This is a genomic window from Pustulibacterium marinum (assembly GCF_900116665.1).
GTDB lineage: Bacteria > Bacteroidota > Bacteroidia > Flavobacteriales > Flavobacteriaceae > Pustulibacterium > Pustulibacterium marinum.
The window spans coordinates 146,647-162,997 of sequence record NZ_FPBK01000006.1; the positions used below are offsets into that span (position 1 = coordinate 146,647).

Consider the following 16,351-nt stretch of genomic DNA (forward strand, 5'->3'; position numbering starts at 1 on the left):
TGAATCGGTCACAAACTTAAAACAATTTTCTAACTTAGAAAACCTAGTTTTTACCACCTAAATATTCACAATTCAATAACTTTTCGACACCCTCAAAAGGAACTTTAGTTTTGTGGTATTTATAGATAGCTGCCAATGTTTGTGTTAAGTTTTTATCACCCAAATTCATTTCTACATCATCCATTGTAAATTGACAAGGATGCTCATAACCACAAGCATGTGTAATTTCTAAAAATTCTTTTCTAAACTTCACAAAATATTGCGCCAAACGATCTGATTTCAACGGAATATCAATTCCACTTTGAAGCCATTTATTTTGAGTTGCAACTCCCGCCGGGCATCGGTTTGTATGACAAACCTGCGCTTGAATACAACCAATACTCATCATTGCTTCTCTGGCTACGTTAATAAGATCTGCTCCCATGGCAAAAGCTTTTGCAGCTTGTGCTGGAAAGCCTAATTTTCCACTTGCGATAAAAACTACTCGATTAGCAATATCATTTTCCTTGAACAAACGATACACTTCACTAAAAGCATAAATAAAAGGTAACGATACGTGGTCTGCAAAACTTGGCGGTGCAGCGCCCGTTCCACCTTCACCGCCATCTATGGTAATAAAATCAGGACCTTTATTGGTTTTCTTCATGATGTCTACCAATTCTTTCCAGTTTTCCAATTTTCCTATCGCAGCTTTAATTCCAACCGGTAATCCAGTTTCTTTAGCAACAGATTCTATGAACTCTACCATACCTTTTACACCATCAAACGCAGAGTGATGAGGCGGTGAAATCACATCTTTGTTCATTGGAATATGTCTTATTTCGGAAATCTCTTTGCTTATCTTCTTTGCCGGAAGTACACCACCTTTTCCTGGTTTAGCTCCTTGAGAAAGTTTTATTTCAATCGCTCTAATTTGAGGATTATCTTCTACCAACTTTTTCAATTTTTCCATTGAAAAATTTCCTTCTTCATCTCTAATCCCAAAGTAGGCAGTACCAATTTGTAAAACAATATCAGAACCCATTTTATGATAAGGCGAAAGACCACCTTCACCCGTATTATGATACGCTCCACATTTTTTTGCACCCAAATTCAGTGATTCAATCGCCTTTGCGGATAAAGAACCAAAACTCATTGCAGAAATGTTGATGATAGATGCAGGTCTGTAAGGTTTTAAACGGTTGTGATAGGCTCCAATAACCTTCGCACATGGAATGGTATCTTTTTGTTCAATATTTGGATGACCCAGAGGCATTTTATACGGAATCATGCTATTATTAACAAACACATAATTCTGAGAGAAAATATCTCTATCGGTACCAAAACCTTTATAATTGTTTTCATTTTTAGCCGAAGCATAAACCCAGCTTCTTTCAATACGGTTAAATGGCAATTCTTCACGATTATTGGCAACCAAATATTGACGCAATTCCGGACCAATATTCTCCAACATATATCTAATATGACCAACGATAGGAAAATTATGGCTTATGGTATGTCTTTTTTGAAAAAGTACATCACGTAGTGCTATAATTCCCAATACTATTAAGATCCAAGACCACCATGGTAACGAAGTAATAGCTGCTAACATAATTATGTTTTGATTTTGATTGCCGCAAAATTATAAATCTTAGTGGATGTGTTGTAAAAAATTTCGAAAGTTATTTGACATGACCTCTAATTTATAAGTAATTTTACTGTTTTATTTGAATGACGACCGATGGAACAAATGGATAAATACTTAGCCGAGTTAAACGAAGCGCAAAGAGCACCTGTATTGCAGGTGGACGGACCATTAATGGTAATTGCAGGAGCTGGCTCGGGAAAAACGCGTGTACTTACATATCGTATTGCTTATTTGATGAGTAAAGGTGTAGATTCTTTTAACATTCTTTCTTTGACTTTTACCAACAAAGCAGCACGAGAAATGAAAGAGCGTATTGCAAAAATCGTGGGGAATAGCGAAGCAAAAAATCTTTGGATGGGAACATTTCACTCCATTTTTGCTAAAATTCTTCGTTTTGAAGCCGATAAATTGGGCTATCCTAGTAATTTTACTATTTATGATACGCAAGATTCTCAGCGTTTAATTAACGCTATCATCAAAGAAAAAGGATTAGATAAGGACGTTTATAAGTACAAACAAGTTCAATCTAGAATTTCTTCATTTAAAAACAGTTTAATTACCGTTCGTGCATATTTCAATAATCCTGAATTGATAGAAGCCGATGCTATGGCCAAAAAGCCACGAATGGGTGAAATTTATCAGGAATACTGTGATCGTTGTTTCAAGGCGGGAGCCATGGATTTTGATGATTTGTTATTGAAAACAAATGAATTGTTGAATCGTTTTCCTGAAGTCCTTCAAAAATACCAAAACCGTTTTCGCTACATTTTGGTAGATGAGTATCAGGATACCAACCATTCGCAATATTTAATTGTGAAGGCACTTTCAGATAAGTTTCAAAACATTTGTGTGGTAGGAGACGATGCGCAAAGTATCTACGCTTTCCGTGGTGCGAATATCAACAACATTATGAACTTCCAAAAGGATTATGATAATGTGCAAGTATATCGTTTAGAGCAAAATTACCGTTCTACCCGAAACATTGTAGAAGCTGCGAATACGGTTATTGAAAAGAATAAAACTCGATTAGATAAAGTTGTTTGGACAGCCAATGATGATGGTGGATTGATCAAAGTACACCGTTCGCATACCGATGCTGAAGAAGGCCGATTTGTAGCTAGTTCAATTTTTGAAAACGAAATGCAACATCAGCTAAATCATGGTCAATTTGCAGTTTTGTATAGAACCAACTCTCAATCTAGAGCCATAGAAGATGCATTACGAAAGCGTGATATTCCGTACCGAATTTATGGTGGACTTTCGTTCTATCAACGTAAAGAAATCAAAGATGTATTGTCGTATTTACGCTTGATTTTGAATCCAAAAGATGAGGAAGCTTTGGTGCGTGTGATCAATTATCCGGCACGTGGAATTGGGCAAACTACGATTGACAAACTTACAGTAGTGGCCAATCATTACAAGCGTTCTATTTTTGAAGTAATTGAAAATTTAGATCGAATTGATTTAAAGATCAATGGTGGAACCCGTCGTAAGTTGGATGATTTTATGACCATGATCAAAAGTTTTCAGGTTATGAATGAAAGCGCTGACGCCTTCACTTTGGCAGAACATGTAGCCAAAAAATCAGGGATTTTAAATTTGTTCAAAAAAGACGGAACACCAGAAGGAATTGCTCGTATGGAAAATATTGAGGAGTTGCTGAATGGTATGAAAGATTTTGTGGAAGGACAAAAAGAAGTTGCCGATGCACGTGGTTCATTATCTGAATTCATGGAAGATGTGGCTTTGGCAACCGATTTAGATAAAGATACTGGCGAAGATGATAGAGTTGCCATGATGACGATTCACTTGGCAAAAGGATTGGAATTTCCGTATGTGTACATTGTAGGAATGGAAGAAGATTTATTCCCTTCTGCCATGAGTATGAATACTCGTAGTGAATTGGAAGAAGAGCGACGTTTATTCTATGTAGCCTTGACCAGAGCCGAAAAACAAGCGTATTTAACTTTTGCAGAAAGCAGGTATCGTTGGGGAAAATTGGTAGATGGTGAGCCAAGTAGATTTATTGAAGAAATCGATGAAAAATACATAGAGCATTTAACGCCTCCAATGAAATCAGGATATCGTTTTAAACCCTTGATGGATACTGATATTTTTGGCGATGTTGATAAAAGTAAATTCAGACAAAGCAAACCTGTTTCTGGAAAACCACCGACTCATCAGCAACCAAATCCTGAAAAATTACGTAAATTAAGAAAACTGAAACCCGAAATTGGGACTCCAAAAGGAAACAGCACTGCTGCAACTCAAGATTTAGAAGTTGGAGCAAAAGTAGAACATTCCAGATTTGGTAGAGGAGAAGTGATTGGAATTGATGGAGTAGGAAACGATAGAAAAGCCGAAATACGTTTCCAGAATGGAGGAATCAAAAAGCTACTACTTCGCTTTGCTAAATTGGATATTATAGGATAATCATGGCAGAATTTATTAGAATTTATGAAGAAAATCCGAATCCCCGAGAAATTGAAAAAGTAGTAAATGTTCTTAGAGACGGTGGTCTTATCATCTACCCAACCGATACGGTTTATGGTTTGGGTTGCGATATTACCAATACCAAAGCTTTGCAAAAAATAGCACGAATCAAAGGAATCAAATTGGAAAAGGCTAATTTTTCATTTGTGTGTGCAGACCTTAGTAATTTATCAGATTACGTAAAACAGATAGATACACCAACTTTTAAGGTGTTGAAAAAAGCATTACCAGGACCTTATACGTTTATTCTTCCGGGTAATAATAGTTTACCAAAAGAATTTAAAAAGAAGAAAACAGTTGGGATTCGTGTACCTGACAATAGGATTGCTACCGAAATTGTAAAGCATCTGGGAAATCCTATTGTTTCAACCTCTATTTATGATGAAGATGATGTGATTGAATATACTACCGATCCTGAATTGATTTATGAAAAATGGGATAATCTAGTAGATATAGTAATTGATGGCGGATATGGAGATAATAATCCATCAACAATTATAGATATGTCTAACGGTGAATTTGAAGTAATTAGAGAAGGAAAAGGCCCAATTGATTTTTAATTATTCTTTCCTTCGTTGAGAACATACAATTTTTTTGAAAATCCATAATGTATATACATAAAAAAAGCTCCGAAATTCGGAGCTTTTCTTTTATGCTTTAGAAGCAAGAATTAGTTGATGTTTGCATCTTTCATTCCATCTTCAATCATTTCATAGAATTGATCGATTTTTGGTAATACAACGATTCTTGTTCTTCTGTTTTTAGCTTTACCTTCTCTTGTATCATTATCAGCTACAGGAATATATTGGCTACGTCCAGCTGCAGTCATACGCTTAGGATCTACACCATAATCATCTTGTAAAATTCTAACAATTGAAGTCGCTCTTAAAACACTTAAATCCCAGTTATCTTTTACAGCAGCAGTGCTGATAGGATCTGTGTCTGTGTGACCCTCTACCATAAATTCAAAATCTGGTTTGTTGTTCACAACTTTAGCAACTTTACCTAACACTTCTTTAGCTTTTGCAGTAACTCTTGTACTACCACTAGAGAATAATAATTTATCAGAAATACTAACGAAAACAACACCTTTCTCTACAGAGATTTCAATGTCTTCATCATCAAGATTTCCAAGAACTCCTTTTAAACTTTGAACTAATGCCAAGTTTACAGAATCTCTTCTTGTAATAGCTTCGTTTAATTTTCTGATAGTCAAATCTTTTTCACGAAGACTTTCAAGAGATTTTTCAAGGTTATCAGCACCTTTTTTAGTTAGGGTAGTTAAATTCCCCATGTTGTTGATAAGCTCTTGATTGTTTGCTCTTAACATATCGTTCTGATCTTTTAACGCACTGTTTGTAGACGTTAAAGACGCTTTTTCTTCTAAACAACTGTTCAGCTTCACTGTAGCTGAATCTAGCATTTCTTGTGTTTTTTTGTTCTTTTCTTCTAACTCGGCAATTTTCTTAGTACCACAAGAAGACATTAACAAAACAACTAAAAGAGAGGTTACAAGACCTATTTTTCTCATAAGTATAAAATTTAATTAATAGCACACCAAAGGTAAAAAATCTTTAATTTTAACAAATACGTTTAACAGCTATTTTAGTTAATTTTTTATTAAATTTCTGAATTGCTTACGCTTTGAAACGTAGTATTGACGTACGATTGACTCTACTAGATAGTAGTTCAGGTTTTTATCATTTTTAATGTCATTTTGTAAGAAAGATTGCTTGTTCTGATAGTAAGCCATGTGAGCATTGAAAATTGCCAACGCATGCCCAAATTTAAAGGTCATCAAATACTTAATAATGGCTATAGCATCTAAAGTCATTCTTTTAAAAACAATAGAATTTCTCGTAGTTTCAGGAAGATTTTTCAGTAGCGTGAATAATGAATTTCTAAAATTTAGATAGGTTTTTTGAGGTCGACTACTATTCAGCGTTCCGCCACCAACATGATAAACCACCGATTTATAATTATAATAGACTTTTTTACCAGAATTTTTAATTCGCCAACAGAGGTCTATTTCCTCCATATGAGCAAAAAAACGTTCATCAAATCCTTTGTGTTTTTTGAATTCTGAATTTCTTATGAAAAAACACGCTCCCGAGGCCCAGAAAATTTCAGAAACATCATCGTACTGTCCTTCGTCTTTTTCTACTGTATCAAAAATTCGTCCTCTACAAAATGGATATCCAAATTTATCAATGAATCCTCCGGCAGCTCCTGCATATTCAAAACAAGCTTTATTCTTGTAATCTAAAATTTTAGGTTGAATGGCAGCTATTTCTGTATTTTGTTCAAATAATGCTAAAATGGGAACCAACCAATTTTCGGTAACTTCTACATCAGAATTTAACAAGCATAGATAGGGTTCTTCAATAGCTTTCAGTGCTTGATTATAACCTTGCGCATAACCGCCATTTAAAGTATTTTGAATCACCTTGACTTGTGGAAATGTATTCTGTACGTAACTTACAGAATCATCTGTAGAAGCATTATCAGCTACGTAAATATTAGCTTCTGGGGAATATTTAATAACTGTGGGTAGAAATTTTTCTAACCACTTTTTTCCATTCCAATTTAATATGACAACTGCTATATTCACGCTATTCTTTATAATTTGGTAAACCTCTTAAAAATTGATACGCTTCTTTTTCATAATCCATCATGCAATAATAATGAGATTTCCCATTGGTCACCATTAAATAGGTGGCTTTCAATGCCAAATTGTATCTCGCTATTTGATCAAATGTTTTTTGTTGAATAGGAATCTCGGGAGCTTTGCATTCAACCATGATGGCAATGGTTCCGTCAGAATTAAATACCACCACATCATAACGTTTTTTCAATCCATTAATTTTGAGTTCTTTTTCTACATTGATTAACGATTTTGGATAGTTTTTCTCTACCATTAAATATTTCACAACATGTTGTCGAACCCATTCTTCTGGTTGCAAGACCACAAATTTTTTACGTATTTCGTCAAAGATGTATATGCTATTTTCGCTACTTTTGAAGCGAAACTCATACTGGGGAAAATTAAGTGCTTGCATACGGCAAAGTACTTATATTGTCTCTCAAAAAGCAAATAAAGTATTCCGAAGTTTTATGGACGAAGTTAAAGAGCTGGTTGCTAATATTCAAAAAAAACAACTTTCACCTATTTATATTTTAATGGGAGATGAACCTTATTATATTGATAAGATTTCAGATTTTATTGCTAATAATGTGTTGGATGAAGCAGAACGCGGATTTAATCAAATGGTGCTGTATGGGAGAGATGTGAGTGTTGATGATATTGTAAGCAATGCAAAACGCTATCCTATGATGGCCGATAGGCAAGTAGTCATAGTGAAGGAGGCTCAAGAGCTTTCGAGAACTATAGATAATTTGGCTGCTTATGCAGAAAATCCTTTGGAAAGTACTGTGTTGGTTATTTGTTATAAATATAAAACCCTAGACAAGCGAAAAAAGCTTTATAAAGCAGCAAAGAAGACGGGTATTATTTTCGAAAGCAAGAAAATGTATGAAGACAAAGTTGCTGATTGGATTCGAAAGGTTTTAGCCGGACAAAAATATAGCATTACGCCAAAAGCTTCTCAAATGCTGGTAGAATTCTTAGGAAATGATTTAGGTAGAATTTCTAAAGAGCTTGAAAAATTACAATTGATTCTTCCTAAAGAAAGTCAGGTTACACCAGAGATCATTGAAGAAAATATAGGTATCAGTAAGGATTTCAATAATTTTGAATTACGAAAAGCAATAGGAGACAGAGATGTGGTAAAAGCCACAAAAATTATTCATCACTTTGCTCAAAATCCAAAAGACAACCCGATTATAGTGACGGTTTCCATGTTGTTTCTATTCTTTACTCAATTGCTTAAATACCATGGTCTCAATGATCACAATCCAAAGAGTGTGGCGTCTGCGTTAAAAATCAATCCATATTTTGTGAAAGAATACCAAGTTGCAGCAAGAAATTACCCCATGAAAAAGGTGAGTTATGCTGTGGCTACTTTAAGAGAAATTGATGTGCAGACGAAAGGAGTAGGGAGCAATGCCGATATGGCAGACCTTTTAAAAGAGCTCTTAGTTAAAGTGATGTTATAACACTGTTATAAATACAAAAATCTTCTTCAATTAAAGTGAAGTCAAAGTAACTTTACTATTATAATTGAAAAAGATTTTGTTATGAATGATAAAAAACTTGCCGCTACAGATTATACCTTGAGAGGTATCTTAGCCATTTTAGCAATTACTATTATTGTACTTTTTGTAACCAGTGTTATTTCTGGAGTTATTGCAATTGTTCTCCTAGCATTAGCCATTGGTCTCATTATCATGAGTATTGTGGGCTTTAAAAGGTTAAAACGAATGTTTCAATAATTACTTTTTATCTACACTCAATTTTCCGGCTCCTGTGAATGCTAAAGCTACAAAAGCCACTAGGTATACTACAGCTAATTCTTTCTCAGCTAAAGGTTGTCCGCCATGAGCTATAAAAACCGCTACGGCCATGGTTATGGCAGCTGGAATAGCTGCTAGGCGTGTTTTGAAACCTATGATAATTAAAATGGGAGCTACAAATTCTCCGATAATTGCCAGAATTAAAGATAATGTTGCCGGTAATCCGAAAACGGGCATGAAATCGGCACCTTTGCCACCTAATAGCATTTGTAATTTTCCGAAACCGTGAACCATCATTAAAACTGATATGGCTACACGGAAAAATAAGAGTCCTACGTCTAATAAACTTTTCATAAAATAGTGTTTGGTTTTTTAAATGTACAATTTAATTACGAAAAAACCTCGTTGTGTTGTTCTTGTACCCGAATAAAAGTAGTTCTCTTTGTTAACTCTTTTAAGCGAGCAGCACCCACATAGGTGCAGGTAGAACGTATACCTCCCAAAATATCTTGCAACGTATGGGCTACATCCCCACGATAAGGAATTTGAACAGTTTTTCCTTCGCTAGCTCTGTATTCGGCCACGCCACCTGAATGCTTCTTCATAGCTGTTTCAGAACTCATTCCATAAAATTGCTTAAATTTTTCACCATCTATTTCTACAATTTCACCGCCACTTTCGGTATGGCCGGCAAGCATACCGCCAAGCATTACAAAATCGGCTCCTCCACCAAAAGCTTTGGCTACGTCCCCAGGAATTTTACAACCTCCATCAGAAATAATATGCCCACCTAATCCGTGAGCAGCATCGGCACATTCAATGATAGCTGAAAGTTGTGGATATCCAACTCCGGTTTTTACTCTAGTTGTACAAACACTTCCCGGACCAATTCCTACTTTAACAATATCTGCTCCCGAAAGTAGTAGTTCTTCCACCATTTCTCCTGTTACAACATTACCTGCCATGATGGTTTTATCTGGATAAAGGTCTCGAGTACGTTTCAGAAAATCTGTAAAGTGTTCTGAATATCCATTTGCTACATCGATACAAATGAAAGAAAGGGATGGAAATAACTGTAAAATCTGCTGCAATTTATCAGCATCTTGTTCACCAGTTCCTGTACTTACTGCTATATACGGATATTGTTCTTCTTTGATGGTTTGCATAAAACTAACCCATTCTTCTAGCGAGTAATGCTTGTGCATGGCAGTGATTAATTGCTCTTGAGAAAGTGCCTGAGCCATTTCAAAAGTACCTACAGTATCCATATTGGCAGCTATTATAGGAACACCACTCCATTTTTGAGGACTATGCATAAACTTATAATCTCTTACCAAAGAAACTTGACTACGAGATTTTAAAGTTGATCTTTTCGGTCTGATCATTACATCTTTAAAACCTAATTTCAATTCATTTTCTATACGCATGGTTTCAATATTTTTAGGGCAAAAAAAATCTCGTTATGCACGAGATTCTTTTCACTATGTTTTTTCTATGTACTAATTTACAAAAGTTTTGGATACTTTCCAGGATTACTTTCATGCATAATAGCATAAACTTTTTCAAAAATATCTTCTGGATTTGGTTTTGAAAAATAATCCCCATCTGTACCATAAGCAGGACGGTGCTCTTGAGCTGTTAAGGTTTGTGGAGCACTATCAAGATATTGATACGCCTGTTGCTTCTCTAAAATTTCTTGTAAAATATAGGCTGAAGCACCTCCAGGAACGTCCTCATCAACCACTAACAATCTATTAGTTTTCATAACACTTTTTACCGTATCATGATTCAAATCAAAAGGAACTAATGATTGACAGTCAATAATTTCTACATCAATATCCACTTCAAGAAGATCTTGTGCAGTTTGCTCAACCACACGAAGGGTGGAACCATAAGAAACAATGGTGATATCTTTCCCTTCTTTCACCACTTCAATTTCACCAATTGGAGTTCTGATTTCAGAAAGATTATCTGGCATTTTTTCTTTCAATCGATAGCCGTTAAGACATTCTACAATTAATGCAGGTTGATCACCTTCCATCAAAGTATTGTAAAAACCAGCAGCTTTGGTCATATTTCTAGGAACCAATGTATACATTCCACGCGTTAGATGAATAATTCCACCCATTTGTGATCCTGCATGCCAAATACCTTCTAATCGGTGGCCACGTGTACGAACAATCATAGGAGCTTTTTGTTTACCTAGCGTTCTGTAACTCAAGGTAGCTAAATCATCACTAATGATTTGCAACGCATACATTAAATAATCCAGATACTGAATTTCAGCAATAGGACGCAATCCACGCATTGCCATACCAATTCCTTGACCTAAAATAGTGGCTTCGCGAATTCCTGTATCCGAAACTCTAAATTCACCATATTTCTTCTGAAGGCCTTCTAATCCTTGATTTACATCTCCGATATTACCACTGTCTTCTCCAAAAATCAATACTTCAGGATACTTTTCAAACAATTGATCAAAATTGTCTCTAATTATGATTCTTGCATCTACCAATTCACTTTCCTCAGAAAATTCAGGTTTTACCTCTTTTACATGAAGTGGAGAATATTGGCTTTCACTATATAATAATGAGCTGTATTTTGGCTGAATTTCAGCTGAATAATTTTTGATCCAATCTTTTAATTGATTTCCGGCTACGTTTTGCTCTTTAACAATATATCGCAATACTTTTCTTGCCGCACTAAACACTTCTTTTCTAGAAGGTTCATCAATGGCAATTAAATCATTCTTTACCTTATTAATGAATACTTTGTTAGTGCTATTAGCTGCAACGGTATCTAAAATTGTTACTAATGATTTTTTCTCTTCTTTAATTGGAGTTATGAAACGAGACCAAGCGCGCTTTTTACCTTCACGAACTTCACGTTTTAGTTGTTTTTCTAATTCTGTCAATTCTTCATCGGTAGCAATACCGTATTCTAGCATCCACTCACGCATTTTCACGTTACAATCGTATTCACGTTCCCATTGTAAACGTTCTTTGGTTTTGTAGCGCTCATGAGAACCAGAAGTAGAGTGTCCTTGTGGTTGTGTTAATTCTTTTACATGAATCAATACAGGAACGTGTTCTTCTCTAGCTAAAACAGAAGCTTTTTCAAAAACTTCTACCAATGCTGGATAATCCCAGCCATTAACGGTTAAAATTTCAAATCCAGCTTCGGACTCTGTACGTTGAAAACCTTTTAATATTTCAGAAATATTTTCTTTTGTAGTTTGATATTTAGCAGGAACTGAAATTCCATATTCGTCATCCCACACACACATAACCATAGGAATCTGCATTACTCCGGCAGCATTTATGGCTTCAAAGAAAACGCCTTCAGAAGTAGAAGCATTACCTATAGTTCCCCAGGCAACTTCATTACCGTTATTTGAGAATTTTTCAGCATCAATCCCTGTTACGTTTCTATATACTTTAGAAGCTTGTGCCAAACCTACTAAACGCGGCATTTGTGCAGCAGTAGGAGAGATGTCTGAACTTGTATTTTTTTGTTGTGTGAGATTCACCCAATTGTCTTGGTCGTCAAAACTATGTGTAGCAAAGTGACCGCCCATTTGTCTTCCTGCACTCATAGGATCTGCTTCTATATCAATATGAGCGTACAATCCTGCAAAAAACATTTCGGTTTTTAAACCACCAATGGCCATCATAAAGGTTTGATCTCTGTAGTAACCACTTCGGAAATCTCCATTTCTAAAAGCTTTGGCCATAGCAAGTTGTGGCACTTCTTTACCGTCGCCAAAAATTCCGAATTTAGCCTTACCTGTAAGCACTTCGCGACGCCCTAGTAGGCTACATTCACGACTGGTAACGGCTATTCTATAGTCATTAAGAACTTCTTTTTTAAAATCATCGAATGAAATTTCGTGAGAAGTTTCCATGTTGTGCTCCATAGTCAATTTTGGTTTTTTTAGATAGGCAAAGTTATCAAATTTCAACAAGAAATGCAATTCTCAATTTGTTAGATAATTAACAAATATGTATTTATCGTAAAATAATTTTGAGAATTATTCATTTTATCTTCAAAAACTTGCATCTGGTTAAAAAGTTTTCAAGAATAACTAAGAAAATGATTTAAAACCATTTACGTGTAAACAATCCTGTAAGCGCTCTTGGTGAGAGGGTAATGATAAATCTAATACGAGAAGCGTATTCAGGTTGTGCTATTTCCCATCCATTATTCGAATACACAGGAAGATAGAGTTCAAAATAATCGGTTACCAAATTTAGTCTTATACCGGAATCATATACAAACTTGGTTGGAATGCCTTTGTTTTTGATTAACCCCAAATCACCATAGGCTTCAATCCAGCGGTAAATACTGGTGCTAAAGTTGGAGGTTAAAATCCAATCATTGCTATATTGATATTGAGCCGGTAATTTAGATTTAAAACCACCTTCAGCAATTATCAATTGTTGACTATACAAACCAGAGGATTCTGATCTTCCTAAATAATTATAATCAAACAAATAATCAGTAGGACGATCTAACGCAAAATCAAAATAGTTTGTATTTGTATTATTATGAATAAACTTTCCTCCAAAAAATCGAAAGTTTAACTGTCTGTTGTTGTCAAATAATTTTCGGTATTCATAATTGAATGATAATTTAGAGAAATTAGAAGCCGCTTGAGCATCTAGAAAAAAGGAACGATAATTAAGAATATCGTTATTATAGGTTAAATAACGTGCATTAAATACCGTATAACTAGGATCTTCTAATTGTACTATGGTATCTTTTTCACGATGAATATTTACAGCCCGAAGATTTAGAATCTGGCGTTCATTACTTCTAAAATCATCCGGACGAAATGTAAAACTAATGGAAGGTGTTAAAGATTTATATGCTAATCCCGGTGCATAATGATAATACGATCCTCCAATACCGTAATTAATTAAAAACAGCTTAGAGTCTTCACGAAACTGTCTGTATTTAAAAGAAGCTCCACCTACCAAAGTATTAGATTTGGTGGCATATTGTGGACGTATACTATACTGAAATGGTTTGTTCAGCAGGGTTTTATTGTACAATTTGGCCCCGAGTATAATTCCATCATAATAGTTATATCCAAATTCAGGCATAAAGAAGATTTGGTTATAATGCGGATCTTCAGCATCTTGAAAAAGTCTGAATTGTAAAGGTTTATGATTAAGAAGAAATCCTCTCAAGGATTTCCAATTGTTACGCATATTAAATTCCGGAATCACTTTGTCATAGTTCAAAACCAAACGGTCTTCACCTTCATTGGGAATTACAAACTGCTTCTCATCTTCAATATCTGTAAACCAATATGTTTTTTGAATACTATCATTTTTCAATGTGAATAAAGAGATGGGAACATTGGTATTTCTAATATTTTTAATTGTAAAATAGATGGAATCTTCTGTAGCATCTACATCTTTCAGTTTAAAGTCTATTTTATGACGTGTACCCACATATTCATCAAAAAACCAATCCACATTTTTATCTGATTTTTTAATGATTAACTCTTCAAATGCAGCTTTATCTGCATCCTGTTTCGCTAAAAACTCAGGGATTATTTCATCTGCAATGGGTTCTTCAGTATACTTATTAAGGTACTGTAAACCTATACCGGCCTTATATTTATTGGCAATATTGTTATTAAACTTCAACAAAGAATCTCGCTGCATACTCAGTGGCTGGTCTATGTTTTTACGAGCCATTAACATGTAATACATGTTGTATTGCTCATTGAAATCCATTTCCGAAAAGTGAAAGCTTCGTAATCCCCAAATTTTGGAGAAGTTGCCGGCCATTTTCATATCAGGATAATACTCTTCAATAAATTGCATCATCAAATAGGTTTCTATAGCATCAAAAACCCATTTATCCTTTCTAGGATCTGCATCAACAGCTTCTAAGAGGTAATTGTTAAGTGTTGTTTTTAATATTTTTAATTCATACAAAAAATCATCTTGAAACGGTCTAAGAAAGGAGGGAAGCTGATTTAAACCATAAATAGGATTTTTGCGGTAATCTTCTTCCGAAATCATCACCTGTATATTTTCTGAGTTTTTGATATGATCGTGTAGAAACTCACTCACCTTATCAATAGACAAATAAATGGAAACCTCGGATAAATTCTTAGGAACTATATTGGTGATAAATGTAAAATGATCGGTTTGTACAGTTTGAAAAGTTTTTATTTTCTCAAAATACAATCGAACCTTTTTACGATCTCTGTATTGAATTTGAGCCGAAGTGAATCCGTTTGTATTGGAATACTCAATTTTAGAGGCATTGGTTGTTAATTTATAGCTTTCCGGATAGTTGAAATTGATTTGATAATTTGTATTCCTAAGAAACATATCATTCAAATTCATATTGCTATATAATGCCCATTCGCCATTTTCAAAAGGAACCGGAGCCAAATACCAATTTTCCAATATAATGCGTCCGTCTTCGTCATACCCATAACCTGTAAACTGCTCAGAAGGCAATTTCACTGTGTACATGGCATTAAGCACATAGGTTTCTCCTGGATACAGAGGAGACTTCAATTGTACTTTGATGATGTCATCAACTGCCAGACGTTTCCATTCGAGTGATTTAAACGTCTCGTCAATAATACTTATAATTTTGGTATTACCGCGGTCTTCCTCTCTGGCCAAATGCAAACTACGGTTAAACTCTTCCGCAAATCGCTTGGCTAAGGCTGTATTTTTATTGGAATAGGCGTTATTCCAATCGTAAAGATAAAGTTGATTAAGGGTGTCGGTAGATTGGTTATGAAAAACAATGTTTTGTTGAACGTTGATTGCCATCGCATCTTCATGCAACGTAGCCGTTATAGTCTGCGTGTTTTGCCCAAGGGCAAATTGCAAACAACACAAAAAAATTACCTGAATATAAAATCTTTTGATTAACAAACTCAGTTTTCCTTCTTTAGTTCAACATTGATCACTTTGTTCCAAAGTGATTTTCCGCTTGCATTCACAAACGCTTTCCATAGCCGTTTGGAAAGATACTATTTTTTGTAACGTATTTGCATGTTAGCTATTTAAATTATTGCTTTTTTTTCTGAAGAAAGGGTATAGAACTAAAAAAGACAGCTTTACGCTGTCTTTTTCAATATCTTAGAAGTTAGGACTTAAATTGTATTCATTGTAGAAATCATTTAGTATTTCGATGACTTCATCTTCGTTATCTACAATATGAATAAGATCTAAATCTTTTTCACTAATGTTTTGATGCTGTTCAAAAAGCGTTGTTTTAATCCAGTCAAACAATCCGCTCCAAAAATCGGTTCCTACTAAGATAATAGGAAACTTATCTATTTTTCCGGTTTGTATAAGCGTTATTGCTTCAAACAATTCGTCCATAGTTCCAAAACCACCCGGCATAACCACAAACCCTTGAGAATACTTAACAAACATCACTTTACGAACAAAGAAATAATCAAAGTCCAGCATTTTGTCGTTATCTATATATGGATTGTAATGTTGTTCAAAAGGAAGTTCAATATTTAATCCAACAGAAGTTCCCCCAGCTAAGTGGGCTCCTTTGTTTCCAGCTTCCATAATACCTGGACCACCACCAGTAATTACACCATAGCCGTTTTCTACTATTTTGGTTGCAATACGCTGGGTTTTTAAATATTCTTCACTATCGGGTTTGGTACGGGCGCTTCCAAAAATGGATACACACGGACCTATTTGAGCCATTTTTTCAAAACCAGACACAAATTCACTCATAATTTTGAACAGCGCCCAAGAATCGTTTGTTTTTATTTCATTCCAGCTCTTAGAATGATTTTCACTTTTTCTTGCCATT

At 34.9% G+C, this 16,351-nt stretch carries 13 protein-coding genes; 4 read left to right on the forward strand and 9 right to left on the reverse strand.

Going from position 1 to position 16,351, the window contains the following annotated elements:
• Window positions 1-43: 43 nt before the first annotated feature.
• A complete protein-coding gene (locus BM383_RS10140) occupies window positions 44-1,591 on the reverse strand; it encodes an FMN-binding glutamate synthase family protein (protein ID WP_093025021.1) in 1,548 nt (515 codons plus the stop codon).
• Between the two features lie 138 nt (window positions 1,592-1,729).
• On the opposite strand from BM383_RS10140, the gene BM383_RS10145 reads away from it, so the two are divergent.
• Window positions 1,730-4,060, forward strand: coding sequence for an ATP-dependent helicase (locus tag BM383_RS10145; RefSeq protein WP_093025068.1), 2,331 nt, complete (start codon window positions 1,730-1,732; stop codon window positions 4,058-4,060).
• A gap of 2 nt (window positions 4,061-4,062) precedes the next feature.
• Entirely contained in the window at window positions 4,063-4,680 is a 618-nt protein-coding gene (locus BM383_RS10150) for an L-threonylcarbamoyladenylate synthase (protein WP_093025022.1), read from the forward strand.
• Window positions 4,681-4,790: 110 nt separating this feature from the next.
• Here the strand turns inward: BM383_RS10150 and BM383_RS10155 are convergent, their stop codons facing one another.
• The 3 genes from BM383_RS10155 to BM383_RS10165 form a co-directional block, all read right to left on the reverse strand.
• Window positions 4,791-5,651, reverse strand: coding sequence for an OmpA/MotB family protein (locus BM383_RS10155; RefSeq protein WP_093025023.1), 861 nt, complete (start codon window positions 5,649-5,651; stop codon window positions 4,791-4,793).
• A 78-nt stretch (window positions 5,652-5,729) separates the two neighbouring features.
• Window positions 5,730-6,731: a glycosyltransferase family 2 protein gene (locus BM383_RS10160; RefSeq protein ID WP_093025024.1), complete on the reverse strand. Its 1,002-nt coding sequence runs from the start codon at window positions 6,729-6,731 to the stop codon at window positions 5,730-5,732.
• Window position 6,732: 1 nt separating this feature from the next.
• A complete protein-coding gene (locus BM383_RS10165) occupies window positions 6,733-7,179 on the reverse strand; it encodes a type I restriction enzyme HsdR N-terminal domain-containing protein (protein ID WP_093025025.1) in 447 nt (148 codons plus the stop codon).
• A 55-nt stretch (window positions 7,180-7,234) separates the two neighbouring features.
• On the opposite strand from BM383_RS10165, the gene holA reads away from it, so the two are divergent.
• Together holA and BM383_RS10175 are read left to right on the forward strand one after the other, a co-directional pair.
• The gene (holA, locus tag BM383_RS10170) at window positions 7,235-8,236 is read left to right on the forward strand and encodes a DNA polymerase III subunit delta (RefSeq protein WP_093025026.1); all 1,002 of its coding nucleotides are present in this window, start codon (window positions 7,235-7,237) and stop codon (window positions 8,234-8,236) included.
• Between the two features lie 81 nt (window positions 8,237-8,317).
• Window positions 8,318-8,512, forward strand: a complete 195-nt coding sequence (locus BM383_RS10175) for a hypothetical protein (RefSeq protein ID WP_093025027.1) — start codon at window positions 8,318-8,320, stop codon at window positions 8,510-8,512.
• On the opposite strand, the gene BM383_RS10180 is transcribed toward BM383_RS10175, so the two are convergent.
• The 5 genes from BM383_RS10180 to BM383_RS10200 all read right to left on the reverse strand — a co-directional run bounded on the left by BM383_RS10180 (window position 8,513) and on the right by BM383_RS10200 (window position 16,350).
• A complete protein-coding gene (locus BM383_RS10180; RefSeq protein WP_093025028.1) occupies window positions 8,513-8,887 on the reverse strand; it encodes a DoxX family protein in 375 nt (124 codons plus the stop codon).
• Between the two features lie 35 nt (window positions 8,888-8,922).
• Window positions 8,923-9,960: a GMP reductase gene (locus BM383_RS10185; protein WP_093025029.1), complete on the reverse strand. Its 1,038-nt coding sequence runs from the start codon at window positions 9,958-9,960 to the stop codon at window positions 8,923-8,925.
• Between the two features lie 77 nt (window positions 9,961-10,037).
• Window positions 10,038-12,449 carry an alpha-ketoacid dehydrogenase subunit alpha/beta gene (locus BM383_RS10190; protein ID WP_093025030.1) on the reverse strand — a complete coding sequence of 804 codons (2,412 nt, stop codon included), beginning with the start codon at window positions 12,447-12,449 and terminating at the stop codon, window positions 10,038-10,040.
• Between the two features lie 181 nt (window positions 12,450-12,630).
• The gene (locus BM383_RS10195) at window positions 12,631-15,402 is read right to left on the reverse strand and encodes a gluzincin family metallopeptidase (protein ID WP_245766567.1); all 2,772 of its coding nucleotides are present in this window, start codon (window positions 15,400-15,402) and stop codon (window positions 12,631-12,633) included.
• A 252-nt stretch (window positions 15,403-15,654) separates the two neighbouring features.
• Window positions 15,655-16,350: an LOG family protein gene (locus tag BM383_RS10200; RefSeq protein ID WP_093025031.1), complete on the reverse strand. Its 696-nt coding sequence runs from the start codon at window positions 16,348-16,350 to the stop codon at window positions 15,655-15,657.
• Window position 16,351 lies beyond the last annotated feature (1 nt).

What these genes read in the sequence shown, in the direction of transcription:
- BM383_RS10140 (WP_093025021.1), bottom strand. Translation starts at nt 1,591, where the DNA reads ATGTTAGCAGCTATTACTTCGTTACCATGGTGGTCTTGGATCTTAATA.
- BM383_RS10145 (WP_093025068.1), top strand. Translation starts at nt 1,730, where the DNA reads ATGGATAAATACTTAGCCGAGTTAAACGAAGCGCAAAGAGCACCTGTA.
- BM383_RS10150 (WP_093025022.1), top strand. Translation starts at nt 4,063, where the DNA reads ATGGCAGAATTTATTAGAATTTATGAAGAAAATCCGAATCCCCGAGAA.
- BM383_RS10155 (WP_093025023.1), bottom strand. Translation starts at nt 5,651, where the DNA reads ATGAGAAAAATAGGTCTTGTAACCTCTCTTTTAGTTGTTTTGTTAATG.
- BM383_RS10165 (WP_093025025.1), bottom strand. Translation starts at nt 7,179, where the DNA reads ATGCAAGCACTTAATTTTCCCCAGTATGAGTTTCGCTTCAAAAGTAGC.
- holA (WP_093025026.1), top strand. Translation starts at nt 7,235, where the DNA reads ATGGACGAAGTTAAAGAGCTGGTTGCTAATATTCAAAAAAAACAACTT.
- BM383_RS10175 (WP_093025027.1), top strand. Translation starts at nt 8,318, where the DNA reads ATGAATGATAAAAAACTTGCCGCTACAGATTATACCTTGAGAGGTATC.
- BM383_RS10180 (WP_093025028.1), bottom strand. Translation starts at nt 8,887, where the DNA reads ATGAAAAGTTTATTAGACGTAGGACTCTTATTTTTCCGTGTAGCCATA.
- BM383_RS10185 (WP_093025029.1), bottom strand. Translation starts at nt 9,960, where the DNA reads ATGCGTATAGAAAATGAATTGAAATTAGGTTTTAAAGATGTAATGATC.
- BM383_RS10190 (WP_093025030.1), bottom strand. Translation starts at nt 12,449, where the DNA reads ATGGAGCACAACATGGAAACTTCTCACGAAATTTCATTCGATGATTTT.
- BM383_RS10200 (WP_093025031.1), bottom strand. Translation starts at nt 16,350, where the DNA reads ATGGCAAGAAAAAGTGAAAATCATTCTAAGAGCTGGAATGAAATAAAA.